General features: G+C 64.2%; 25 protein-coding genes and 1 tRNA gene. 8 read left to right on the forward strand and 18 right to left on the reverse strand.

Going from position 1 to position 23,699, the window contains the following annotated elements:
* Positions 1–4 precede the first annotated feature (4 nt).
* From NO363_RS12655 to NO363_RS12665, 3 genes are all read right to left on the reverse strand, one after another.
* Positions 5–418: an acyl-CoA thioesterase gene (locus NO363_RS12655; RefSeq protein WP_370525596.1), complete on the reverse strand. Its 414-nt coding sequence runs from the start codon at positions 416–418 to the stop codon at positions 5–7.
* Between the two features lie 104 nt (positions 419–522).
* Positions 523–1,518, reverse strand: a complete 996-nt coding sequence (locus NO363_RS12660) for a ribonucleotide-diphosphate reductase subunit beta (protein ID WP_256685568.1) — start codon at positions 1,516–1,518, stop codon at positions 523–525.
* The gene (locus NO363_RS12665; RefSeq protein WP_256685569.1) at positions 1,518–3,938 is read right to left on the reverse strand and encodes a ribonucleoside-diphosphate reductase subunit alpha; all 2,421 of its coding nucleotides are present in this window, start codon (positions 3,936–3,938) and stop codon (positions 1,518–1,520) included. Before NO363_RS12665 ends, NO363_RS12660 begins: the two co-directional genes overlap by 1 nt.
* Before the next feature lie 225 nt (positions 3,939–4,163).
* On the opposite strand from NO363_RS12665, the gene NO363_RS12670 reads away from it, so the two are divergent.
* The gene (locus NO363_RS12670; protein ID WP_256685571.1) at positions 4,164–4,382 is read left to right on the forward strand and encodes a hypothetical protein; all 219 of its coding nucleotides are present in this window, start codon (positions 4,164–4,166) and stop codon (positions 4,380–4,382) included.
* Here the strand turns inward: NO363_RS12670 and uvrB are convergent.
* The 4 genes from uvrB to NO363_RS12690 form a co-directional block, all read right to left on the reverse strand.
* Entirely contained in the window at positions 4,379–6,445 is a 2,067-nt protein-coding gene (gene uvrB / locus NO363_RS12675) for an excinuclease ABC subunit UvrB (RefSeq protein WP_256685572.1), read from the reverse strand. The two genes, NO363_RS12670 and uvrB, sit on opposite strands and share 4 nt — an antisense overlap.
* Positions 6,446–6,517: 72 nt before the next feature.
* Entirely contained in the window at positions 6,518–6,928 is a 411-nt protein-coding gene (locus tag NO363_RS12680; protein WP_256685574.1) for a hypothetical protein, read from the reverse strand.
* Between the two features lie 198 nt (positions 6,929–7,126).
* Entirely contained in the window at positions 7,127–8,014 is an 888-nt protein-coding gene (locus tag NO363_RS12685) for a sulfurtransferase (protein ID WP_256685576.1), read from the reverse strand.
* Positions 8,015–8,247: 233 nt separating this feature from the next.
* Complete coding sequence (locus tag NO363_RS12690) at positions 8,248–8,925, reverse strand: class I SAM-dependent methyltransferase (RefSeq protein ID WP_256685577.1); 678 nt, start codon at positions 8,923–8,925, stop codon at positions 8,248–8,250.
* A gap of 97 nt (positions 8,926–9,022) precedes the next feature.
* On the opposite strand from NO363_RS12690, the gene NO363_RS12695 reads away from it, so the two are divergent.
* Together NO363_RS12695 and NO363_RS12700 are read left to right on the forward strand one after the other, a co-directional pair.
* Complete coding sequence (locus NO363_RS12695) at positions 9,023–9,448, forward strand: DUF2391 family protein (protein WP_256685579.1); 426 nt, start codon at positions 9,023–9,025, stop codon at positions 9,446–9,448.
* A 57-nt stretch (positions 9,449–9,505) separates the two neighbouring features.
* The gene (locus tag NO363_RS12700) at positions 9,506–10,084 is read left to right on the forward strand and encodes a DUF7090 family protein (protein ID WP_256685581.1); all 579 of its coding nucleotides are present in this window, start codon (positions 9,506–9,508) and stop codon (positions 10,082–10,084) included.
* Here the strand turns inward: NO363_RS12700 and NO363_RS12705 are convergent.
* The 5 genes from NO363_RS12705 to NO363_RS12720 form a co-directional block, all read right to left on the reverse strand.
* The gene (locus NO363_RS12705) at positions 10,081–10,860 is read right to left on the reverse strand and encodes a DUF7089 family protein (RefSeq protein WP_256685583.1); all 780 of its coding nucleotides are present in this window, start codon (positions 10,858–10,860) and stop codon (positions 10,081–10,083) included. The genes NO363_RS12700 and NO363_RS12705 overlap by 4 nt on opposite strands.
* Positions 10,861–10,950 (reverse strand): hypothetical protein, encoded by a 90-nt coding sequence (locus NO363_RS14215; protein WP_425311076.1) that lies wholly within the window; start codon positions 10,948–10,950, stop codon positions 10,861–10,863.
* 82 nt (positions 10,951–11,032) lie between these two features.
* Entirely contained in the window at positions 11,033–11,680 is a 648-nt protein-coding gene (locus NO363_RS12710; RefSeq protein ID WP_256685584.1) for a Zn-ribbon domain-containing protein, read from the reverse strand.
* Between the two features lie 70 nt (positions 11,681–11,750).
* Entirely contained in the window at positions 11,751–12,152 is a 402-nt protein-coding gene (locus NO363_RS12715) for a divisome-positioning protein B (protein WP_004053909.1), read from the reverse strand.
* Positions 12,152–12,784 (reverse strand): divisome-positioning GTPase DipA, encoded by a 633-nt coding sequence (locus NO363_RS12720; RefSeq protein WP_256685586.1) that lies wholly within the window; start codon positions 12,782–12,784, stop codon positions 12,152–12,154. Before NO363_RS12720 ends, NO363_RS12715 begins: the two co-directional genes overlap by 1 nt.
* Before the next feature lie 840 nt (positions 12,785–13,624).
* On the opposite strand from NO363_RS12720, the gene NO363_RS12725 reads away from it, so the two are divergent.
* Positions 13,625–15,442, forward strand: a complete 1,818-nt coding sequence (locus NO363_RS12725; RefSeq protein ID WP_256685588.1) for a Cdc6/Cdc18 family protein — start codon at positions 13,625–13,627, stop codon at positions 15,440–15,442.
* A 9-nt stretch (positions 15,443–15,451) separates the two neighbouring features.
* Here the strand turns inward: NO363_RS12725 and NO363_RS12730 are convergent, their stop codons facing one another.
* On the reverse strand, positions 15,452–16,489 hold the full coding sequence (locus NO363_RS12730; RefSeq protein WP_256685589.1) for a S24/S26 family peptidase: 1,038 nt from the start codon (positions 16,487–16,489) through the stop codon (positions 15,452–15,454).
* Positions 16,490–16,573: 84 nt separating this feature from the next.
* On the opposite strand from NO363_RS12730, the gene NO363_RS12735 reads away from it, so the two are divergent.
* Positions 16,574–18,124 carry a DNA-directed DNA polymerase II small subunit gene (locus NO363_RS12735; RefSeq protein WP_256685591.1) on the forward strand — a complete coding sequence of 517 codons (1,551 nt, stop codon included), beginning with the start codon at positions 16,574–16,576 and terminating at the stop codon, positions 18,122–18,124.
* A gap of 153 nt (positions 18,125–18,277) precedes the next feature.
* Here the strand turns inward: NO363_RS12735 and NO363_RS12740 are convergent, their stop codons facing one another.
* Positions 18,278–18,661 (reverse strand): hypothetical protein, encoded by a 384-nt coding sequence (locus tag NO363_RS12740; protein WP_256685593.1) that lies wholly within the window; start codon positions 18,659–18,661, stop codon positions 18,278–18,280.
* A gap of 154 nt (positions 18,662–18,815) precedes the next feature.
* Here NO363_RS12740 and NO363_RS12745 point away from each other — a divergent pair, with 154 nt between their 5' ends.
* The gene (locus tag NO363_RS12745; RefSeq protein WP_256685594.1) at positions 18,816–19,994 is read left to right on the forward strand and encodes an aspartate kinase; all 1,179 of its coding nucleotides are present in this window, start codon (positions 18,816–18,818) and stop codon (positions 19,992–19,994) included.
* On the opposite strand, the gene NO363_RS12750 is transcribed toward NO363_RS12745, so the two are convergent.
* The 3 genes from NO363_RS12750 to NO363_RS12760 all read right to left on the reverse strand — a co-directional run bounded on the left by NO363_RS12750 (position 19,991) and on the right by NO363_RS12760 (position 21,518).
* Complete coding sequence (locus tag NO363_RS12750) at positions 19,991–20,650, reverse strand: metallophosphoesterase family protein (protein WP_256685595.1); 660 nt, start codon at positions 20,648–20,650, stop codon at positions 19,991–19,993. The genes NO363_RS12745 and NO363_RS12750 overlap by 4 nt on opposite strands.
* Positions 20,651–20,675: 25 nt before the next feature.
* Complete coding sequence (locus tag NO363_RS12755; RefSeq protein ID WP_256685596.1) at positions 20,676–21,248, reverse strand: IMP cyclohydrolase; 573 nt, start codon at positions 21,246–21,248, stop codon at positions 20,676–20,678.
* Positions 21,249–21,311: 63 nt separating this feature from the next.
* Positions 21,312–21,518 carry a hypothetical protein gene (locus NO363_RS12760; protein WP_256685598.1) on the reverse strand — a complete coding sequence of 69 codons (207 nt, stop codon included), beginning with the start codon at positions 21,516–21,518 and terminating at the stop codon, positions 21,312–21,314.
* 138 nt (positions 21,519–21,656) lie between these two features.
* Here NO363_RS12760 and NO363_RS12765 point away from each other — a divergent pair.
* Positions 21,657–21,729: transfer RNA gene (locus tag NO363_RS12765), tRNA-Gln, on the forward strand.
* 398 nt (positions 21,730–22,127) lie between these two features.
* Positions 22,128–23,417, forward strand: coding sequence for an MFS transporter (locus NO363_RS12770; RefSeq protein WP_256685600.1), 1,290 nt, complete (start codon positions 22,128–22,130; stop codon positions 23,415–23,417).
* A gap of 94 nt (positions 23,418–23,511) precedes the next feature.
* On the opposite strand, the gene NO363_RS12775 is transcribed toward NO363_RS12770, so the two are convergent.
* Positions 23,512–23,646, reverse strand: coding sequence for a hypothetical protein (locus tag NO363_RS12775; protein ID WP_256685601.1), 135 nt, complete (start codon positions 23,644–23,646; stop codon positions 23,512–23,514).
* Positions 23,647–23,699 lie beyond the last annotated feature (53 nt).

Genomic DNA, 23,699 nt, shown 5'->3' on the forward strand with positions numbered 1-23,699 from the left:
GAGATTATCGGATGCGCTTGCAGTGATCTCGGCGCTGTTCCAGGGCACGCTCGCGGAGCGCGTGCTGGTGATCGTTCGCGCAGGCGAGGTCGGGCACCGATCGCGTACCGTGCGAACCGTCGACGGCGACGAACGTGAAGAACGAGGTCGTCGTCTCGCGGCGTTCGTCGGCCGCCGGGCGCTCGGCCGTAACGGTGACTTTCACGTCCATGCTCGTCCGTCCCGTCGCGAAGACGTAGCCCGAGAGCGTGACGATCTCGCCCTGTCCGATCGGTGCGAGGAACTCGACGCCCTCCATCGCGGCGGTGACGGTCAGCCCGCCCGAGAACCGCCGCGAGGCGATCGCCGCGCAGATGTCCATCCAGTGGAGCACCCGTCCGCCGAGCGCGCGCCCGAGGTTGTTGGTGTCGGTCGGCATCAGGATCTCGCTCGTCTCGGTGTACGATGCGCCGAGCGTCACTTCGCCAGCGTCATCCGGACTATCGGCGGTCGGATCGGCCGCGGCGTCCGCTTCGGCCACGCTCACCACTCCAGCGAGCCGCCGGTGCGGTACTCCGTCACCTGGGTCTCGAAGAAGTTCTTCTCCTTGTTGAGGTCGGCGGCTGCCGAGAGCCACGGGAACGGGTTGTCGGTCCCGTATTCGGGATCGAGATCGAGCTGGCCGAGCCGGCGATCGGCGACGTACTCGACGTAGTCGGCGAACTGGTCGGGGCCCATCCCGAGGATCTCGTCGGGGCAGGCCTCGCGGGCGTAGCGGCGTTCGAGATCGACCGCCTCGGTGACGAGTTCTCGCACCTCCCGACCGAAGTCGGCGGTCCACGCGCCGGTCTCCGTACGGATGGCGTCGATGAGGTCGATGCCGAAGCCCAAGTGCAGGGACTCGTCGCGCATGATGTACTCGAACTGCTGGCCGACGCCGGTCATCTTCCCCTGGCGTTTGAGTCCGAGCATCATCGCGAAGCCGGCGTAGAAGAAGATCCCCTCCATGATGACGTAAAACCCGATCAGGTCGCGCATGAAGGCTCGAACGTCCTCCTGGCTCTGGATCTCGAAGTCGTCGCGATCGATCACTCTGGTGAGATCGACCACGAACTCGTCTTTCTCCTCGATGGCGGGAATGCGGTCGTACATCCCGTAGAGATAGTCCGGATCGAAGCCTAGGCTGTCACAGCAGTAGATGAACGTGTCCGTGTGGACGGCCTCCTCGTAGGCCTGGCGGAGGAGATACTGGCGACACTCGGGGGCGGTGACGTGGTCGTAGACCGCGAGCACGATGTTGTTCGCGGTCAGCGATTCCGCAGTGGAGAAGAAGCCGAGGTTCCACTCGACGAGCTGGCGTTCGGCGTCGCTGAGTTCGCCCTCGTTCCATTGACGGACGTCCTCGCCCATCGGGATCTCCTCGGGCGTCCAGTTGTTCGCCACGCCGTCGCGGTAGTATTCGCGCGCCCACTCGTAGTCGATCGGCAGGATCTTGTTCGAGTCGTGTCCGTCGGCATCGGTCGTATAGGTGATCGGCATTACTGGCAGGCCTCGCAGGTCGGGTCCTCGACCGTCGGAAGGTCGTTCTCGGTGTCTTCTGCGCTATCCTCGTCGATCGAACGGGTCTGCGTCCGGCCGTACTCGGCCATGTCGATGGTGGATTTCTCGAACTGGCTCGCGCCCAGCGTCCGGAGATAGTAGGTCGTCTTCAGGCCGAGTTCCCACGCCGTTCGGTAGACGTCGTCGAGCAGCGAACCGTCCGTCGAGGGGAAGAAGACGTTGACCGACTGGCTCTGATCGAGCCAGATTCCCCTGTGGGCGGCGAGTTCGAGCTGGTGGCGCGGGTCGATCTCGAACGCGCCGCGGTGGCGCTCGCGGATCTCCTCGGGGATTTCGACGATCTTCTGGATCGAGCCGTCGTGATACTTGATCCGATCGAGCATCTCCTCGTCCCAGAGGTCGCGCTCGGCGAGATCGGCGACGAGGCGGTCGTTGACGACGGTGAACTCGCCGCTCATGTTGGATTTGACGTAGAGATTCGAATAGAGCGGCTCGATCGAGGGGGTGGTGCCCGCGATCGTCGAGATCGTCGCCGTCGGTGCGATCGCCATCGTGTTCGAGTTGCGCATCCCGTGCTCGGCGACGTGCTCGCGGACGGGCTCCCAGTCGAGGCGTTCGGTCACGTCGATCGGGATCTCACGATCGCGTTCGTCTTCGAGCAACGGGACGGTGTCCTGCGGGAAGAGATCGCGATCCCACTTCGAACCTTCGTAGGAGTCGTAGGGGCCGCGTTCCGCAGCGAGGCGCGAGGAGTTCAAAATAGCGTGATAGGAGTGGAACTCCGCGATGCGGTCGGCGAAGTCGACGGCCTCGTCGCTCGCCATCGGGATGTCCTGTTCGATCAGCGCCTCGTGAAAGCCCATCATGCCGAGACCGACGGGTCGATGGCGGATGTTCGAGCGCTCGGCGCGGTCGGTGGGGTAGAAATTGAGATCCACCACGTTGTCGAGCATCCGCATCGCCGTCCCGATGGTGTCGGCGAGGCGCTCGCGGTCGATACCGTCCTCGTCGACGTGGCGAGCGAGGTTCACCGAGCCGAGGTTGCAGACCGCGGTCTCCTCGTCGGAGGTGTTGAGCGTGATCTCGGTACAGAGGTTCGAGGAGTTGATGACACCCGCGTGATCCTGCGGCGAGCGGACGTTACAGGCGTCCTTGAACGTGAGCCAGGGATGACCGGTCTCGAACAGCCGGGTGAGCATCGTCCGCCAGAGTTCGGCGGCCTCGCAGCGCTCGTACTGGTCGATCTCGCCCTCGTCGGCCTGACGCTCGTATTCGCAATAGCGTTGCTCGAACTCCTCGCCGTAGGTTTCGTGGAGATCGGGCGTCTCGTCGGGAGAGAACAGCGTCCACTGCCCGTCGTTCTCGACACGCTTCATGAACAGGTCGGGCACCCACGCCGCGGTGTTCATCTCGTGGGTGCGCCGGCGCTCGTCGCCCGTGTTGCGCTTCAGATCCAGGAAGGCGGGAAAATCGAGATGCCACGGTTCGAGGTAGGCACACGCCGCGCCGCGGCGCTTTCCCGATCGGTTGATCGCCGCGGTCACGTCGTTCGAGATGTTCAAAAACGGGACCGTGCCCGTGGACTCGACGCCCGTCGACGCGATGCGTGCGCCCGCCGCCCGGACGTTCGTCCAGTCGTTGCCGAGCCCGCCGGACCACTTCGAGAGCTTCGCGTGGGCCTTGTACGAGTCGAAGATCCCCTCCAGATCGTCCGGCACGGTCGTGAGATAACACGAGGAGAGCTGCGGATGGGTCGTGCCGGCGTGGAACAGCGTCGGTGTCGAGAAGACGAAGCGGAGTGTGGAGAGTCGATCGTAGAACTCCTTCGCGCGTGCGAGACGCTCACCCGCAGGTTCGGCGAGCGCGATTCCCATCGCGACGCGCATCCAGAACGCCTGCGGGAGTTCGATCGGTTCGTCGTCGATGGTGAGGAAGTAGCGCTGGGCGAGCGTCGTCATCGCCATGTATTCGAGTCGATCGTCGCGCGCGGGATCGAGGTGGTCGGCGAGTGCGGCGAGATCGTACTCGCCCATCCGCTCGTCGAGGAGATCCGCTTCGACGCCGCGCTCGATTCCCCATCTGAATGTCTCGCGGTAGCCCGTTTCGGGGATCCCCTCCGGGCTGGGTTCCTCGCCCGCGACGTCGCGATAGTGCTGGTGGCGGAACACCGCGGCGGCGAGCCGTTTGTATCGTGGCTCGCGCTCGATGCGGGCGGTCAGCACCCCGACGAGCGCCTCGCGGGCCTCAGCATCGGTCGCGCCCGCGTAGAGGTCGCGCTCGGTCGCGGCGACGACGTCCGCGGCGGCGCTCTCGGTGATGATTTCCTCGTCGGCTGGGTGCGCTCGATCGAGCGCCCGACGAACGACGTCCGCCTGGGTGGTCTGTGCTCCTTCGCTCATGATGTGGCTGGCTGTCGACGCATAGTTGTGACTCGCTATCGGTCGCCGTCCGGCGATTCCCGTCGGCCGGGAACCGCGGCCGTACCGAACGAGCACGCGGAACTCGCATAAACCTTTCCAATGCTGCTTTCAGTAATACAAATATAGTTGTTTTTCTGGTTCCCGATGGGTGATCGTCGGTGCGCCAAAGAGATATGAAGACGGCAATCGAAGGTCGAATCAACGATGTTCGATCGGAAGGGCTACCGACTCGGCGTGGCGGTCGTCTTCCTGCTCGTCTTCGCCGTCTCGTCGGGAATCATGGTCGTCGCGGGCTATGGCGTCGTTGCGATCGACGCGGAGCTCCTCGCGAGCGCCGTCGTCGCTCTGCTCTCGCTGTACGGGTTCTACCGGATGCTGACCGGGTTCGTCGAGAACGGATCGACGGAGCGGACGGCCGGTTAGAACTCCGCTTCCGGCGGCACGCCCTCGGGTGGAACGCCCCCTTCGTCTTCGAGTTCGAACTCGTCGCGGAGTTCACGGATGCGGTCGCGGATGTCCGCCGCGAGTTCGAACTCCAGGTTGCCGGCGGCCTCGTCCATCCGGTCTTCGAGATCGGTGACGAGCTCCCTGGCGTCGTCGGTCGAGTCGGGTTCGAGGGTGGCCGTCCCGCCGGTGTCGGTCTCCGATCCGGGGAGGTTCGTCTCACCGACCTCCTTCTCGATCGTTCGCGGCTCGAAGCCGTGCTCGGCGTTGTACTCCTGCTGGATCTCGCGGCGGCGCTGGGTCTCGTCGATCGCCGACTCCATCGAGTCGGTCACGTCGTCGGCGTAGAGTACCACCTCGCCGTTGACGTTCCGGGCGGCGCGACCCATCGTCTGGACGAGCGTGGTCTCGGATCGGAGGAACCCCTCCTGATCGGCATCGAGGATCGCCACCAAGGATACTTCGGGGATGTCGAGACCTTCACGGAGGAGGTTGATGCCCACGAGCACGTCGAACTCGCCGAGTCGGAGGCCGCGGACGAGTTCGTGGCGTTCGAGCGTGTCCGTCTCGTCGTGCATGTACTCGACGGCGATCCCGGCCTCTTCGAGATACTCGGTGAGGTCCTCTGCCATCCGCTTGGTGAGCGTGGTGACGAGGATCCGCTCGTCGCGCTCGACGCGCCCGTCGATCCGTTCGAGGAGATCGTCGATCTGGCCGTCGACGGGCGAAATCTCGACGGCGGGGTCGACGAGATGGGTGGGGCGGACGATCTGCTCGACGATCTGTTCGGAGTTCTGGCGCTCGTAGTCGGCGGGCGTCGCGCTGACGTAGAGGGTCTGGCCGGTCTTCTCGGCGAACTCGGGTTGGCGGAGCGGACGGTTGTCGTAGGCCGTCGGCAGGCGAAAACCGTTGCCGACGAGCGAGTCCTTGCGGGACTTGTCGCCCGCGAACTGCCCCCTGATCTGGGGCACAGTTTGATGGGATTCGTCGATCACCGTGAGAAAGTCGTCGGGGAAGTAGTCCAGGAGAGTGAACGGTGCGTCGCCCGAATCTCGGTCGGAGAGATGGACCGAGTAGTTCTCGATCCCCGAACAGTAGCCCGTCTCACGCAGCATTTCGAGGTCGAATGTAGTGCGCTCCTCGATGCGCTGGGCGGCGACGAGATCGCCCTCGCGCTCGAAGTAGGAGACCCGTTCGTCCATCAGCTCCTCGATCTCCTCGATGGCCGTATCGAGGCGGTTCTCGGGGATCGAGTAGTGCTCCGCCGGGTGGACGAGAACTGCTGGCTCCTCGCTTTTGACCTCGCCCGCCAAGGGATCGAGTTTCGTGAGGCGATCGATCTCGTCGCCCCAGAACTCCACACGGACGGCGTACCGTCCGTACATCGGGAAGATCTCCACCGTATCGCCCCGGACCCGAAACGTGCCCTGCGTGAAGTCGACGTCGTTGCGCTCGTAGTTCAGATCGACGAGCCCCTTGAGCAGTTCGTCGCGATCGATCTCCTGACCGACCTCCAGTTCGAGGCTCATGTCGACGTAGTTCTTCGGGTCACCGAGCCCGTAGATCGCGGAGACGGAGGCGACCACGATCACGTCGTCGCGGGTGAGCAGTGAGCGCGTCGCCGAGTGTCTGAGCCGATCGATCTCGTCGTTGATCGAGGCGTCCTTGTCGATGTAGGTGTCCGAGGCCTCGACGTAGGCCTCGGGCTGATAGTAGTCGTAGTAGGAGACGAAATACTCGACGGCATTGTCCGGGAAGAGATTGCGGAACTCCTCGTAGAGCTGTGCCGCCAGGGTCTTGTTGTGCGCGATGACGAGCGTCGGTTTCTGGATCTCCTCAACGACCCACGAGACGGTGTTGGTCTTGCCTGACCCCGTGACCCCGAGCAGGGTCTGGGCGTCCATCCCCTGCTCGAACCCCGCCGCGAGCTGTTCGATGGCCTCTGGCTGATCGCCCGCGGGATCGAACGGTGCCTCGACCCGAAACGGGATCTCCTTGCCTGGACGGTCCGGCTGGAGCGGGCCGGACTGGGTGTCGCTCATTGTGGATTGCAGGGGCTGAAGCCACTTGACGCGCTCGCTCGGGGCGAATCAGCCATCGTTTGACGTGTGGAGTTAGGGAGTTCCGACGTGCCGATGACGACGATAGAGGTAGAACAGCGCGACAGGCATGGTAACGGCGTAAACGACGACCGTAAACAGCGCACCGAGATGGAGCAGACCGACGAGACCGTACAGATACTGATTCGGTCGCCACTCGAAATCCCCTCGGCCGACCGCACGAGCGTCCATGAACAGACTGATGGTGAATATCGGTGCACTCGTCCACGTTGCGACCACGAAAACGAACGTTCCGAGGAGAACGACGAGCGATTCGATGCCGTGAGGAGCGAGCTGGCTCGGATCGGTTTCGGGCACGATAGTGGTTGTCAACCTGACGCCAGCCCATCCGATCCAGCCGAGCAGTAGCAGTACGAGCGTCGCGGCGATGCCGTACCACCACCGCGAGGAAAACGACTCGGTCACATCGCTACCGATCTCTGCGCAAAAATAAGTGTTGCTACGGCTACCCGAGTCAATTATGCTGACCTTCGCCCTGCTCCGCGGCTCGCGGCTGCTCGCCGCTTCGCTTCGAGGCTTCGTTCCCGCCGGTCACTCGGCCTCGCCCTTCTCCACGGTTCGCCTTCGGCTCACCGTTCCGCTACGAGGCCTCCTTCACTTCGTTCAGTCGCCCTCGCCTTTCTCGATGGGCGAGCGGATGATGTTGCCCCACTCGGTCCACGAGCCATCGTAGTTCTGCACGTCGTCGAAGCCCAGCAGTTCGACGAGCGCGAACCACGCGATCGAGGAGCGCTCGCCGACCCGGCAGTAGGTCACGACCGACTGGTCCTCGGTGATACCCGCATCGGCGTAGAGTTCGCTGAGCTCGTCGGCGGATTTGAACGTACCGTCGTCGTTGAGCACCGTGGCGGTCGGGACGTTGCTCGCACCCGGGATGTGGCCGCCGCGCTGGGCGGTCTCCTGGAGCCCCTCGGGCGCGATGACCTCGCCCGTGAACTCCTCGGGCGAGCGGACGTCGACCATCGGCAGCCCACCCTCGACGGCCTGCTCGACGTCCTGGCGGTACGCGCGGATGCTCTCGAACGGACCGCGCGCGGTGTAGTCCTGGCTCGGGAAGTCGGGCTCCTCGTCGGTGAGCGGGTAGTCGTTCGCGACCCAGTAGTCCTTCCCGCCGTTCAGCACGCGGACGTCCTCGTGACCGTAGTATTTGAACTGCCAGTAGGCGAACAGCGCGAACCAGTTGGGAACGCGGCCGCCGCCGTAGAACACGACCGTACTATCCTCGGAGACGCCCGCCGCGCCCATCGTCTCCTCGAAGGAGTCCTTCGAGAGGATGTCGCGGGTCGTCCGGTCGGTGAAGTCCTCTTCCCAGTCAAGGAAGACCGCGCCGGGTGCGTGACCCTCCTCGTAGGCGGTGTACTCCGAGTCGGCGGTCACGGTCGGGTTGTTCACTTCGAGCAGTCGGTAGTCGGGATCGTCGCTCTGGAACTCGTCGAGATGCTCGTCGACCCAGTCGGCCGAAACGAGCACGTCGTTCGCGTAATCACTCATGGCCGTTCACGCCTACGACGCGGAGGCATATATTACCGATACTTTCGGCAGGTTCCGCCACCACTTCACACTTCACGGATATTATTGCCTATTTATTTCGAATCGGGACGGTTCCACGGGTCCGGAACGGGATCGAGGACGGCGTTGCTTCGACTGGAGACGAGAAAGGAGGATACCGTTGCTGGTATCGGCAGGAGGGGAGGGGGAGCCGATCGAGCGATGTGGAGAACAATTCAGGGGACGACGCCGACGGTCAGCAGCGTGCCGAAGGTGCGGTAGCGCTCGACCATCGCCTCGCGGGTCGCGAACTCGTCGGTCGGGAACTCGCTGGCATCGGGGATCTCGGTCTCCCGGTCGGGGATAGTGTCCTGGGCGGCGACGTGAAAGCCCGCCGTGCGGAACGCGTCGCGGTACTCGTCGATGTCCCAGCGGGTCATCTCGATGGAGATGGAGTCCTGCCAGTCGTGACTGTGAACGTTCTCCTCGTAGTAGTTGACAGCGCAGTAGAACGTTCCGCCCGGGCGGAGCATGCGCCGGAGTTCGGCGAGTGCTTCGTGCGGATCGGCGGCGTAGTAGAACGCCTCCATGGAGAAGGCGTGGTCGAAGGTGTCGTCGGCGAAGGGGAGGTGATCGAAATCGCCGACGAGAAATTCGATACTGTCCGAGTCGGTGTACGAGCGCGCGTTTCTGGCCATCTCGGGCGAACCATCGAGCCCACAGACGAGTGCGCCGGTCGTGTCGTTGATCGCCCGGCCGGCGTAGCCGCTGCCGGTACCGAGATCGAGCACGCGATCGCCCGCCTCGACGGGCATGCGCGCGAGAGCGTGTTTGGCGGTGTGCCAGTGGCGATCCTCCATCCCGCGATCGCGCCCCTCAGCGGCCCACGCGTCGAACTCCTCTCTGACGGTCATATCGGGGCAAGCGGTGCCGACGTGAAAACCCGTTCGGGCCGGCGGGCCGACCCTGCCCGAGCGCAGGCGTCTTGTTCGCCGGCGGCGAGCGGTCAACATGACGAGATGGAGACCCCACTTCCAGGTGGCGGACATCGCCCAGCAGGTCGTCGGCGGCTTCCTGCTCGCCGGACCGTTCGTCGTCACCGAGGAGGTCTGGACGCTCGCGACGAACATGGAGACGATCAACGCCGTGCTGACCGTCGCCGTCGTCCTCGCCATCGGCTACGGCGCACTCTACAAAGCCGACGACGAGCGCAACCCCGACCACGAGCGGGCCGTCGCCGGGGTGCCGGTGCGATTCGTCTCGCTGATGGCCGTCTCCTTCGGCTCGGTGGTGATCCTCGCGGTGATGTTCGACGCACCGGAGACGTTTCTCGAGTCAATGGCACCGATGGAACGGTTCGTGACGACGCTGCAGGCGGTGTCGGTCGGGGCGCTGTTCAGCGTCGTCGGCGCGGCCACCGCCGACAGCGTCTTCTGACATCTTGACCGTCTGGCGTGTCGCAGGGATTAAGATGCCTGCCGCCGCGCTTCGGGCATGGATTATGCGCTCGCGGTCGAGGACACCCCCGAGACGATTCCCGGCGGAACCGGCGTACTCTTGATACATCCGAGCACCGGCGAAACCGATCGGATCGATACCGACTTCCTCAACACCGACACCGACCACCTGCTCGTGATCTCGACGCGGACGACCGCCCGCGAGGTCGAACAGAAGCTCGAACACTACGACGTCGACCGCGAGAAGGCGACGATCCTCGATACGCTGAGTATCGAACGCGGCTACTCGCGACGCTCCGGCGAAGGTGTCCACTACGTCGCCGCGCCGGACGACGTCGACGGAATCGTCGAGACCGCCGCGGAGTTCCTGGAGAGCCACTCCGGCAAGCTCCGCGTGAGCCTCGATTCGGTCACGGAGATGGCCTACTACGCCGACGAGGAGCGCGCCCGCGAGGCCGTCGAAGCGCTGCTCGAACTGCTCGGCGAACACGACGCCGTCGGTCTGTTCCACCTCGCCGAGGAGGTCCACGACGAGTCGGTCGTCGAGGAGTACCGAGAGCTGTTCGACGGCGTCATCTCGCTCGACGTCGACGGCGAGGTTCGCGGCGAGTTCTAATCGAGTTCGGCGAAGGTCTTCTCGGCCCACTCGACGGCGTAGTCGGGACCGTACTCACGGTAGGCGCGGGTGTCGAGCGCGCCGAACGGCGTGGGAACGTCGAGATCGTGTTTGACGGCGCTACAGGCGAGTTCGGCGGCGGCCGCGAAGGAGGTCTCGCCAGTGGCGATCTCGCTCGGCAGCTCCGTGAGTCGGGGCACGAGGCGCTCGCCCGCGTCGACCCACGCGGCGTGGAGATCAGGGTGGTCGTCGTCCCAGTCGGCGAAGACATCACGGGTCGCACGACCGAGGTAGGCGTCGTAGAGCGCGGCGGCGAGCTGGTAGGTGCCCGCCGGGGCGAGCGAGGTTGCCGCGTCGAGATCGCGGTAGTGCTCGCCGAAGAAGCCGAGGAACTGTTCGGGCTCGTCGAGTCCGATCTCGACGAGTGTCTCGGCGATCAGGAACTCGATGAACGGCTCGGGTGAGCCCGCGAGACGGGGTTTGACCAGTACCGTGGGTGGCACGGTCTGGGTGGTCCACGCGACGCCGCCATCGCCGGGCATGCCGATCGTGAACGAGTCGCTGGCGTAGTTCGCGAGGATCTCGGGCGCGTTGGCCGGCAGCCACTCGGCGGGATGGGAGACCGGATCGAGCGATTCACAGAGCGGGCCGAGCGACTCGGCGACCGCCGGATCGAGCGTCTCGAAGTCCCGTTCGGTGTCGAGAACGAGTGCGTCGGGGGCGTGTTCGTCACGGACCGCCGCGAGATCGTCCGAGAGGGCTCGGCGGTCGAACATCTACGCGAGCGCGAGCGCGACGATGATCCCCACGGCGAGCAGCGCGGAGAGTCCGACCGTTCCCAGCACGATTTTGGTTGCCTGACTCATGGGGAGTTGCTTCTCGCGGCCCCCTGTTAAGTGCTTCATTGTCGTGGCCCGCCGGACGGCTCGTTCGCCGATTCCTTCGTGGTCACTCGCCGTGCCAGGAGCCGGGCACGTCGATCACGTACTGACCGTCCTCCTGGAGGGCGATGATGAACTCTTCGCGGTTGTAGAGCTCCATCAGATTGAGCTCGTACTGGCCGGGTTCGAGGATCTTGATGCTTTCGAACTGATCGTCGAGCTCCTGGCGGAGCGCCGCCATCTCCGCGTCGTCCGCGCCGTCGGTGTCGCTGGCATCGCTGTCGTCTGTGAGATCAGTGGGATCGGCAGAGGGGTCCGTTTCGACTGCATCGGGAGCATCGGGGTCGTTGCCCGCTGTGTCGTCAGTCCCGGGGGCCGCACCCGCAGCGAGGTCGTCCGGCGACGCCACGTCGCGTCGGGCGTCCGCCTGTGCGCCGTCCTCTGTTTCGACTGGAGTGGAAGCATCGGAGCCGTCGGGCAGCGCGTCCGACGATCCATCGGCAGCCGGCGGTGGCTGTGCGGCTGCTGGATCGTCGGGAGCGGCTGGGGCCGTTGCGTCGGCGCTTTCGTCCGCCGACTGGGCGGCGCTCGCCTCGCGCGCGTCGGTCGCTGGTTCGAATTTGAACTTGTTGCCGCCACAGTCGGGACAGCCCGACAGCATCTCCTTCGAGCCGTCGGGGAACGTGTGGCCACACTCCGTACACTGATGGGGCATTAGCGGGACGTGGCCGCCGAGTGCAAAGAGAGCGTCGGCGGCGTCACAGGGGAAACGGCGATCGGTGCGGTCACGTGCGGGTGACGAGCGCCGAGATGAGCGTCTCGTCCTTGTGGAGCGTTTCGAGGCGGTTGGCCGGCCCGATGACGGTGAGTTTCGTCTCCGTCTCGCGACCCATCAGCCGATCGAAGAAGCCGCCGCTCGATTTCGACGAGCCGGGATAGGTCTCGATCTCGATCCCGGTGAACTCGTCGGGGCTGATCTCGGTCATCGTCACCTCGATGAGCTTCGACTCCTCCTCCGGGTCGAGCCCCTCCTCCAGGATGACGATGTTGCCGTCGTGGACGCTGTCGAGGATCAGGCGGATCTTCTCCATGCTCGCGAGCTGGTCCATCCGCTCGCCACTGATCATGTCCAACTGGACGCCGCTGCCGTCGGCGTCGCCGGCGCTGGAGTCGTCTGCTTCGGACATCAGCCGAAGTACTCCGCGATTTTCTCGTAGACCTCGTCCATGTTCTCACCTTCGAGCGCCGACAGCGGGACCGTCTCGTGCTGAGGGAAGGCGTTCTTGATGCGCTGGATGCTCGCGTCCTCGAGGTCGATCTTGTTGGCGAAGATCAGGACGGGGAGATCCTGGCTCTCGATGATGCCGACGAGCATCGTGTTCACCTGGGTGAAGGGATCCTCGGCCGAGTCGAGCACGTAGATGACGCCATCGACGTCCTCGCGCAGCCAGTGCATCGCCTCGGCGACGCCCTCGGTGGCCTCGCGCGAGCGGCGCACGGCGTCGTCCTTCTCCATGTCGTGTTCGATGAACTCCTCGTAGTCGACCTTGGTCGCGACGCCGGGCGTGTCGACGATATCGATGTTCACCGACTTGCCGTTGCGCTCGATCTCGATGTCCTCCTTCCGGCGGGCACGCCGCGTCTCGTGGGGAATGTGGCTCTCCGGCCCCACGGCGTCGCCGGTCCAATCGCGTGCGATACGGTTCGCGAGCGTCGTCTTGCCGGCGTTCGGCGGCCCGTAGATACCGATACGCCGCTGTTGCTGCCCGCTCGAAAAGAGGTTCGAGATGCTATTTCTGAGTCCTGCGAGTAGTCCCATTATTCTCTCCCACCCGCCCGCCGGGTGAATTCGGGCGTACAACGATATTGCATACACTTAAACCTACGTCAGACACGTATCAGGCTTGCTGATTCGACCGAACGGTCGCCCTGTCCCGAACTCTTCACAGTCTGATCGACGATTGTTCTCACCGTACCGATCGTCGATCTTCCTTCACCCCACTCTCCCTTTCTTCTCTTTCCCCTCCTTTCCTTAGTTACGGTGTATGGTATTCTAGCACATTCTCCCGCACCCCCACCCCTTCGTTTCGAGTGGAACAGGGATGGAGCGGTGTGTGGCAAGGTGAATTTCGCGGGATGGGGCAGTGAAAGAAGCCACGACAGGACGAAGAACAACTAGGATATGGTATGAACGGTCGAACGGCGGTCGAAATCGCTAGAGAGGTAAAAAGATGTCGTCTATGAAGTGTTTTCTCTACCCTTCGGATACTGTTCTCAGCCTCTTTACTTAATAGTTCCCCAATCTAGACGCACCTTCGTCCCCCACCCACCCCTCTCAGCCGTTCCACCTGAAACGAAGGGGTGGGGGGTGGAGAGGTGGAGGGTTGGTGTGACCATCCTCATGACCGTCCTTGACGACCCGTTTCGTTCTGATCGGGTCACAACCGTCGTTCGTTTCCTCCCCGTTGCCGCCCGAATCAACAAATTAATATATACCCAACCTCTGGTTCCGCTGCACGATTAACAGAGCAGACCCACGCACACCATCGTCCTATATCGACGTAGCTGCCTTCTCTCGGGGATATACGCCATTCTTCGATGGTGTGCGGGAACTCCTCCATCCGAAAGGAAGGGGTTGGAATACGGGAACCGAACGGCAATGACAGGAAACGATCGACCATCCGACGACCGAACCGCCGACGATTCGTCGGCACCGCCAGACAGCGCTGATTCCGACGATACCGTGAGTGCCGATGATCGCGTCGGTGCTGACGACATCGATGCCGACGATACCGCCGGTACCGATGACGCCGTCGATACTGACGACAGTATCTCGACAGACCCGATCACCGGCCGGGCAACCGTCTCGACCGATGTCGACGGTGATGGCGGGGTACCGGACAGTGACGACGCAACGGACGCGACGGACGCCACCGACACTACCGATACCGACGCGCCCGCGGATGCGGACGAATCGCGAACCGACGCCGCACCGGGACTGTTCGACGATCTCCTCAGCGGCGAGCCGATCTTCGAGAACAAGGACGTCCTCAGACCCTCGTACACGCCCGAACGACTCCCCCATCGCAACGAGCAGATCAACAACATGGCGACGGTGCTCGTCGGCGCGCTCCGTGGCGAAACCCCATCGAATATCCTGATCTACGGGAAAACCGGTACGGGCAAGACCGCGAGCGCGAAGTTCGTCAGCAACGAACTCGAAACCACCTCACAGAAGTACACCGTCCCCTGCGAGGTCGAATACATCAACTGCGAGGTGACGGATACTCAGTATCGGGTGCTCGCCCAGCTCGCGAACACGTTCATCGACGCCAACGAACGACACATCGAGGAGCGCCTCGCCGAGCTCCGCGATCTCGCCGAGCGTGCCCGCTCCGATCCGGGAATGCTCGACGATCCCGATTCCGACAGCGCCGCGTTCGCCGACACCGATTTCGACGACATCGAACCCGGCAACGCCGGACCTGACGATGCCGAACCCGACGATGCCGACTCCTCTGCCGTCGAGTTCGACTCCGTCGACGAGATCGAACGCCGCATCGAGCAGCTCGAAGCCGATCTCGACGAGTTCGAACCCGTGCCGATGACCGGCTGGCCGACCGATCGCGTCTACTCCACCTTCTTCGAGGCGGTCGACTACCACGAGCGCGTCGTCGTCATCATGCTCGACGAGATCGACAAACTCGTCGAAAAGAGCGGCGACGACACGCTCTACAACCTCTCACGGATGAACTCCGAACTGGAGAACTCGCGCGTCTCGATTCTCGGCATCTCGAACGATCTCAAATTCACCGAGTTCCTCGATCCGCGGGTCAAATCCTCCCTGGGCGAGGAGGAGATCGTCTTCCCGCCGTACGACGCGACCCAGCTCCGGGACATCCTCTCGGCGCGCGCGGACATCGCCTTCGTCGAAAACGCCCTCTCGGAGGACGTCATCCCGCTCTGTGCTGCGTTCGCCGCCCAAGAACACGGCGACGCCCGGCGCGCGCTCGATCTCCTCCGCACTGCCGGCGAACTCGCCGAGCGCGGCCAGACCGAGCGCGTCGGCGAGGATCACGTTCGCGACGCCCAGGAGAAAATCGAGCTCGATCGGGTGGTGGAGGTCGTCCGCACGCTGCCCACTCAGTCGAAAGTCGTCCTCTTCGCCGTAATCTTGCTCGAACGCAACGGTGCACAGAACATCAACACCGGCGAGGTCTACAACATCTACCGCCGGCTCTGCGAGGAGATCGACGCCGACGTGTTGACCCAGCGCCGCGTCACCGACCTCATCTCCGAACTCGACATGCTCGGCATCGTCAACGCGGTCGTCGTTTCGAAGGGGAGATACGGTCGCACCAAGGAGATGAACCTCTCCGTCCCGATCGACGACACCGAAGCCGTCCTCACGAGCGACTCCCGACTCGGCGATATCGAGGACGTTCAACCGTTCGTCCAGGCACGCTTCGACAGCTAATTCGTCTTTTCAGCCACCGAACGTACTGTTGTCAACTCCAATACCAGCTCCGACTCCAACAGCGGCGGGATTCGCTTGCCAACTAGCGGCTCCGGCGGAACTTCCGGGTGCAGCGGTATTCGTGGCCAAGACGGAACCCGCAGGCGAACCGAGATCACTGGTCCCGATCGTCCCGAACAGCAGTCGGATCCGACCGAGCCACGGGATCCTGAGCTCGGCGGTCCCGGTGACCCAGTCGGATTTGACGGGGCTACTGATCGGTCCGTCGCCGGTGTCTACCTGATCGTAGAGCCCGTTGTTGTCGCCCTTGGTGACGAAGCCGGCGTGGGGAGCAGGACAGTTCGCCAGCTCCTCGCAGCTGTCGGCTCCGGCGAGATACTCCTCGTTGGCCTTCGCGTACCAGTTCTCGCTGTCGTTCACCCAGAAGCGCGCGCGGTGGATGATCGGCGTCTTCTGCGTACTGCCGTCGGGCTGGTAGACGATGACGTCACCGTATTCGCTGAACTCCTTGTAGTCGGCGGCAGCGCCCGCCTGATAGGGGACGACACCGGTCCCGTTGTAGGCTGCCCCGCCGGGGAAGCGATGCTCTTCCATCAGGAAGACGAGATCGCCCCGCTCCATGTGGGGTTCCATGCTCGGGCTCTCGATGGCGACCATCGGCGGCCAGAGCCCGCTGATCGCGAACAGGAGGAGGCCGACGATCGCCACGATCGCGACGCTCGAAAGCACCTCGCGGACGAACGCAACCCACTCCTCGTCGGTGTTCATGAACCAGCGCACGCGCGCGACCGGTCCCCCTCCGTCCGAATCACCCGCAGCTGAACTGCTGCCGGTTGAATCGACCGCACTCGGATCATTGGTGCTTGAATCGCCTGCACCCGAATCATTCCCGTTCGGATCGTCTCCACCCGAAACGTCCCTGTCGCCACGACCCTCGGTTTCGCCTCCAGAGTTCGCGCTGCTGTCGGTCGTTTCGTCCGTTCCGGAGTCGGGTTCCCGGTCGTCCCAGCGTCCGGGCCACCCATCGTCGCCGTCTCCGGAATCCATTGCCATCCATACCGTCGGTGGTCGTTTCAACGTTTCCTTCCCACCTCCGCTATCCTTTTGGTTCCCGCCGTGGAATCCGTCTCCGTGCCGCGTTCGAGCTCCGTCCGCATCGTCACCGAACTCGCCAGCCGCGGCTACAACGCCGAACGCGAGGCCGTCACGCTCATCGCCGGGGCGAACGATCCCGAACGCGCCATCGAGCGCGTCATCGCGTCGGTCCCCGATGACGCGCTCACACTCTCGGCCGAGCACGTCCGACGGAGCATCGACACGAACGACGCCACGACAGCGACTCACAACCCCTCTGTTTCGGGTGGAGACCCCGACACACGATCCGACACCGAACCCATCGCTCCAGTCGAAACAAAGGGGTCCGAGGATGCCGACGGTGGAGCCACCGGCCGGTCGGGGCGCTCGGTCGATCCCGAGCTCCGTTCGTTGGCCATCGCGGGCGATATCACGGGGCGCTCGACCGGGACGGGCGAGTATGCCGACTTCGTGCGGACCTTCCGTGACCGGTACGAGCGGCTCTCGAAACTGCTTCGCTCGCGGGTCAACCATCGTCCCACCGAGGCCGTTCACGCGATGGCCGGCGGCAGCGACGCCGCCATCGTCGGGATGATCTCCGATATCCGCTCGACGGCCAACGGTCACTGGCTGGTCGAACTCGAGGACACCACCGGCACCTTCCCGTGTCTCATCATGAAGGATCGCGATCTCGCGAGCGTCGTCGACGAACTCCTGCTCGACGAGGTCGTCGCGGTCGAGGGGACGCTCGCGGGCGACGGCGGCATCCTGTTCGTCGACGACCTCCACTTCCCCGACGTGCCGCGCACGTACACGCCCTCGACTGCCGATCGCCACGTCCGCGCGGCGCTCATCTCGGACATCCACGTCGGCAGCCAGGAGTTCGCCGCCGACGCGTGGTCGGCGTTCGCCGACTGGCTCCACACCGAGGAGGCGAGCGCCGTCGAGTATCTCCTCGTCGCGGGCGACATGGTCGAGGGTGTGGGCGTCTACCCGAACCAGGACGAGGAGCTCGACATCGTCGACATCTACGAGCAGTACGAGCAGTTCGCGGAATATCTCAAGGAAGTGCCCGGTGACATGGAGATCCTCCTGATCCCGGGCAACCACGACGCCGTCCGCCTCGCCGAACCCCAGCCCGGGTTCGACGACGACCTCAGGGAGATCATGGACGTCCACGACGCACGCATTTCAGGCAACCCTTCGACCGTGACGATCGAAGGCGTCTCGATCCTGATGTACCACGGCGTGAGTCTCGACGAGGTCATCGCCGAACTCCCGGAGGAGAAGGCCAGCTACGACGAGCCGCACAAACCGATGTATCAGCTCCTCAAGAAGCGCCACGTCGCGCCCCAGTACGGCGGTCACACGCGCATCGCGCCCGAGGAGCGCGACTACCTCGTGATGGAGGAGGTACCCGATATCTTCCACACCGGTCACGTCCACAAACTCGGCTACGGCAAGTATCACAACGTGCTCGCGCTCAACTCGGGCTGCTGGCAGGAACAGACGGATTTCCAGCGGAGCGTCAACATCGACCCCGACGTGGGCTACGCGCCGATCGTCGATCTCGACACGCTCGATCTGACGATCCAGAAGTTCTACTGACAATCCATCCCGATCCCTCACCGTAAACCGTTTCCATCCGAAACGGTCCACCGACGCTCCGACTTTTCAGCACGACGAAAAAATCCACCGGACGGGACCGTCTCAATCCACTCATCTTCGCTTCGTGGTGTATGGTAGTCGTCTGCGCAACCCCTACGTTTCGAGTCGAAACTTCACCGTCGGTGCGCCGTCGAAGCGGGGCCCTGGGCCGACCTCCCGGAAGCCGGCGTCCGTCGCAGCGCGTCTGAGTTCCTCCCGCGACGCCTCGACGAGCAGTTCGGCGGCCATCCCCTCGCCCCGGGCGAACCGTGCGGGTTCGTCGAGCAGTCGTTCGACGGCTTCCGGTCGGCCGTCGAACTGGGTGACGTGGACCGCGTCGCGGCGGGCGTCGAAACTCACGAACCCGACGAGATCGTCGTCTTCGGCCGCGACGCGCACGGTCCTGTCGTGGACCAGATTTCGCATCGTCTCCGCCGGCGCGTCGCCGAGCGCGGCCAGCCGTCCGGCGTCGGCTTCGACGGCATCGCGCACCTCCATGCCTCGCCGTCGGGATGCAGGCAGTTAAACCCTCGACCGGCCGATCGCGCTCGAAACGTCACGATGGAATGGATGAAAGCAGTTATGCCCGGTCGATACCAGCGCTACCCATGCACGACACTCTCACGCGGCGATATCGCCGACGGAGGCAGGGATGCGCGTCGTAGCGAAGTTCGGCGGGACGAGTCTCGGCAGCGGTGATCGGGTGAACCGCGCCGCCGACTCGATCGCGGCCGCCGTCGAGGCCGGCCACGAGATCGCCGTCGTCGTCAGCGCGATGGGTTCGACGACCGACAGCCTCCTCGACGGGATCCAGTTCGACGTCGCCGAGGGCGACAAGGCGGAAATCGTCAGCATGGGCGAGCGCACCTCCGCCCGGATGGTCAAGGCTGCCCTCTCGGCGCGCGGCGTCGACGCCGCGTTCGTCGAACCCGGCGGCGAGCACTGGCCGGTCATCACCGACTCACACGGCGAGGTCGACGTCGAGGAGACGACCCGCCGCGCGCAGGCGCTCGCCGATCGCATGGGCGAGGTCGTCCCGGTCCTGACGGGTTTTCTCGCCGAGGATCACGCCGGCTCGGTCACCACTCTCGGCCGCGGCGGCAGCGACACGACCGCCGTCATGCTCGGCAACTACATGGGTGCCGAGGAGGTCGTCATCGTCACCGACGTCGAGGGCGTGATGACCGGCGATCCCCGGGTCGTCGAAGGGGCCAGAAACGTCGGCGAGATCAGCGTCGACGAGCTCCGCAACCTCTCCTTCCGGGGGGCGGAGGTCATCGCGCCGAGCGCGCTCAATTACAAGGAACCGGAGCTCGGGGTCCGGGTCGTCCACTACCAGCACGGCGACCTGCTCCAGGGTGGGACCAGCATCGAGGGCACCTTCGAGACGCTCATCGACCTTCAGGAGACGCCGCTGTCCTGTCTCACGGTCGCCGGGCGCGCGATCAGGAATCGTCCGGGCATTCTCGCAACGCTCTCGGGCGCGCTCGGCGACGTGGGGATCAACATCGACGCGGCGGCGAGCGGCCTCGACTCGATCACGTTCTATCTCTACACCGAGGACGCGACGGAGGCCGAGACGGTGCTCCATGAGCGCGTCATCGACGAGGACGCCCTGTCGAGCGTGACCGTCGACGGGGAGTTCGCCGCGCTCCGGATCTCGGGTGGCGAGCTCCCGACCCAGTCGGGCGTCGTCCAGGGGATGATCGAGACGCTCAGCGACGAGCACGTCACCGCCCACGACGTCATCACGAGCGCGACCTCGGTGGCGGTGCTCGTCGACTGGGACGATCGCGAGCGCGCGCTGTCGATCGTTCAGGACACCTTCTAACGACCTTTTCGCAGCCGACTTCCGATCTGCTCCGGCAATCCTGCCTCGCTCACCGCGCGCTCGACACGCTCGATGTCGTACTCGACGCGGTGCTCATTGACGTTCATCGCATCGAGATCCAGCGTCGCGTAGGCTGCCCGCGGGTCGCCGTCGCGCGGCTGGCCGACGCCGCCCGGATTCAGGACGATCCCGTCGTCGTAGCTCTCGTGATGCTGGACGTGCGTGTGGCCGAGCACGAGCACGTCTTCGTCGTCGAGCATGTCCGCGGCGAACATGTCGGGGTAGGTGTAACGGTCCGGATCGTCGGGATGGCCGTGGATGATTTTCACCCGATCGTCGAATTCGATGCGCTCGTCGGGGAGCCCGGCGAGCCACGCCAGTTGTCCGTCGTCGAGCTGCTCGCGGGCATACGCGACGCCGGCACCGGCCATGCTGTTGAACGAAAAATCCGTTCCGGTCGCCACCGCGCGGTCGTGGTTACCCATCACGGTCGGCACCTCGCGCTCCCGGAGCGCGTCGACACACGCGCCGGGCCACGGGTTGTAGCCGACCACGTCGCCGGCACAGACCAGCGCGTCGACGGGCGGCATGTCGTCGAGAACGGCGTCGAGCGCGACTCGATTCCCGTGAATATCCGCGATGACACCGACGATCATGCCCCGGTTACGACCTCGCCCTCCTTCAATCGCCGTTCTCGATGGCCGTCTCGAACTCGTCGCCCGCCCGCGCGACGCCGGCCGCACAGACCGCGTGCTCGAAGTCGGCGTTGTAGACCGCGTTAGCGGCCCCGGCGGCGCTCTCGATGGCAATCTCTGTCGGTTCCGGACTGTCCTTCTCGTAGGTTGCCACCAGCGTCGGCTCCGTCACCTCCTCCACGACGAGTCCGTCGCGGCGAACAGTTCCAATAAAACTCTCCGGGCCGACGACGCCGGCGATGCGCGGGGTGTCGTAGTCGTCCTTCTCGAAATCGAGCGCCAGGAGGGAGAGCGCGAGCGCGTCGCGGGCGGGATAGCCCAGCGCGAGTTTCTCGGCGATCGGATCGGTGTGCGAGCCGTTGCCGACGACGATCCGATCGCCGACCGGTCGCACGCAGTTGTAGGAGACGTAGGGGTTGTCCGTCTTGTCGGCCGCGTCGGTCGGCACCACGGTGAAGCGGTCGTCGCGCTCGACGATCTGCCGGTTCGGGAACGATCGCGAAGAGACGCGGTACGCGCCGGTGTCGGGGCCGACGACGAGAAATCGTCCGATGTACATGCCCGCACTGGTTCGTGGAATCGAAAATATTCGTCGAAACCATCGGTCAGCTCTGATCTTTCGTCACCGTTTGCGCCACGCGAGCGCGACGATGAGAACCGTTGCACCCACTAACCCGAGATTCAACAGCACTATCGGGTGGGTCGCGTTCGCTGCGACGAACGAAGCGATGGCCGGAACGGCATCCGAGACGAGCGAGAACGAACCTATGATCAGGATGAATCCGAGATACGCCACTACGACCCCGCCGACGAGTCGAAGTGTGTCCATACACGACCATCGGCGGTGGTTCGCTTGTTCTTTCGGGACGAAACCGACTGGAACCATGACGATCAACCACCGATTTCGATGTTCAGGACGAAACCGTTCCAACAGGGATAAGTAGAGACGGCTGTAACTGACGTCTACAGTCCCATGGGGTAGTGGCCAATCCTGAAGCCTTCTGGGGGCTTCGACCCAGGTTCGAATCCTGGTGGGACTACTCCTGCCTCGCTCAAGCGTTCTTTCCTCGTTTCATTCGTTCGAAAGCGGTGCGTTTTTATCGAATTCCCGCATACCTCCTCATGTACGTTCTATGACCAACCGGTTCGCGGTTCGTCCGGTCTTTAACCCTCTCCCGCTCTCCGCCTCGGGACGGGCCCGATAGCCGCAGCACTCGGGTTCGTTTCGCTGCCTCCTCGGTAGCCGCATTTTCCATCGACCACGCACGCATATGCCGATATCCACCGAGTCGCCGGTCACACGCCGGCACTCGCACGACCGCGTACCGATACACGACTCACGACCGAACCGATCACATCGATCGCCACAGCATCGACGAGCGAATTCCCTATCCGCTCTCTTCACTACTGTTCCCACGGTTTTCGGGGGTGATCGCCGATGAGCGCTCTCGATCGAGTGTTGTGGCGCAACGCCGATTTTCGGCGCTTTTTCGCCGGGCAGTTCGTCACAAATGCCGGTGACAGCCTCTATACGGTGGCGATGCTCTGGCTCGCTTTCGAGCTGAGTGGCTCGACGTTGGTCACCGGCGCGCTGAACGCGATACTACTGTTGCCGTGGCTGTTGCAGGTGTTTGCCGGTCCGCTCGTCGATCGCCTACCGCTCGAACGCGTCCTCGTCGGCTCGCAGGTGGTTCAGGGCACCGTCGTACTGGTCCTGCCGCTGGCGGCAGCGCTGAACTCTCTGCACGTCGGCGTTTTGTTCGCCGTTGCCCCGATATTGATGCTCGCGTCGCTGCTGATGGCTCCGATGGAGACGGCGCTGTTGCCCCGTATCGTCGACGACGAACGTCTCCCCGGGGCGAATGCGGCGCTCTCGACCGTGACGCTCGGACTGGACATGGTGTTCGATGCGCTCGGTGGCGGCTTCGTCGCCGTTTTCGGTGCGACGACGCTGTTTCTCGCTGACTCGGCCACGTTCGCCGGTGCCGCGTTGCTGTTCGCCGGCATCAGACTCGGCGTCGCTACAAGAACTGACGAGCGTACGAAATCGAGAGCCGAATCAGTCGCCCCGACCGTCCGCTCAGTGCTTCGTTCGTACGTTTCGGACCTCCAGGACGGGGTCAGGATGCTCCGCGGGACGGTGTTCGTCGAACTGATACTGATGACTGCGGTGGCGAACTTCACCACCGGCGTTACGCTGGCGATACTGCCAGCGTTCGGCGACGGCCTCGGCGGCCCCGCTGTCTACGGCCTGCTGCTAGGTGCGCTCGGAATCGGCCGACTCGTCGGTTCGCTCGTCGGTCCGTGGTTTGAGGGAGTTCCCTACGGAAGAATGCTCCTCGTCCACGGGCTGGCTGCCTGCTGCTGGCTCGCTGCGGTTCTCGTATCGTCGCCGGCACTCACCGTCGTCCTGTTCGGCCTTGCGTTGGTGCCCGCCGGGATCTCTGGCGTGCTCAGTTCGACGCTGAACCAGCGCGTGTTCCCGGCCGACCTGCTGGGTCGGATTTCGGCGACAAAGGGTACCGCTTCCGGGGCGACGCTCCCGCTCGGTTCGCTCATCGGAGGAGCGATCGCAGAGACGTTGGGAACAACGACGACGATGGCGCTGGCCGCCAGCGGCTTCGGGTTCACGGCTGTCTACGTCCTCTTCCGTCCACGACTCCGACGACTTCCCGCTATCGGGACGGCTACACCGGACGACTTCGATGTCGAGGCTGAGATAAAATAGGCGACCAGTAGGGAATCATCACCGCTTCGCACCCCCCCTCCTTGCTCGTGTTCTGTTCGGTGTCCCCGGCTTCGACGCTTTTCGAAATCCGTCGTCAGTGTTTGACCGCCAGCTCGCCGCCACACTTCGGGCAGCTCTCCGTTTCCTCGACGCTCTCGTAGCTACAGTCGAGGCAGATGAACAGTTCGTCGCTCTCGTCGGGCGTCGGTTGATCCTCGTGGCGTGTCATACGTTCTCTCGGGGCGGAAAACGGATAAGAGCGCTGGCCAGGGTAAAATCGAC

The organism is Halococcus qingdaonensis (genome assembly GCF_024508235.1).
GTDB lineage: Archaea > Halobacteriota > Halobacteria > Halobacteriales > Halococcaceae > Halococcus > Halococcus qingdaonensis.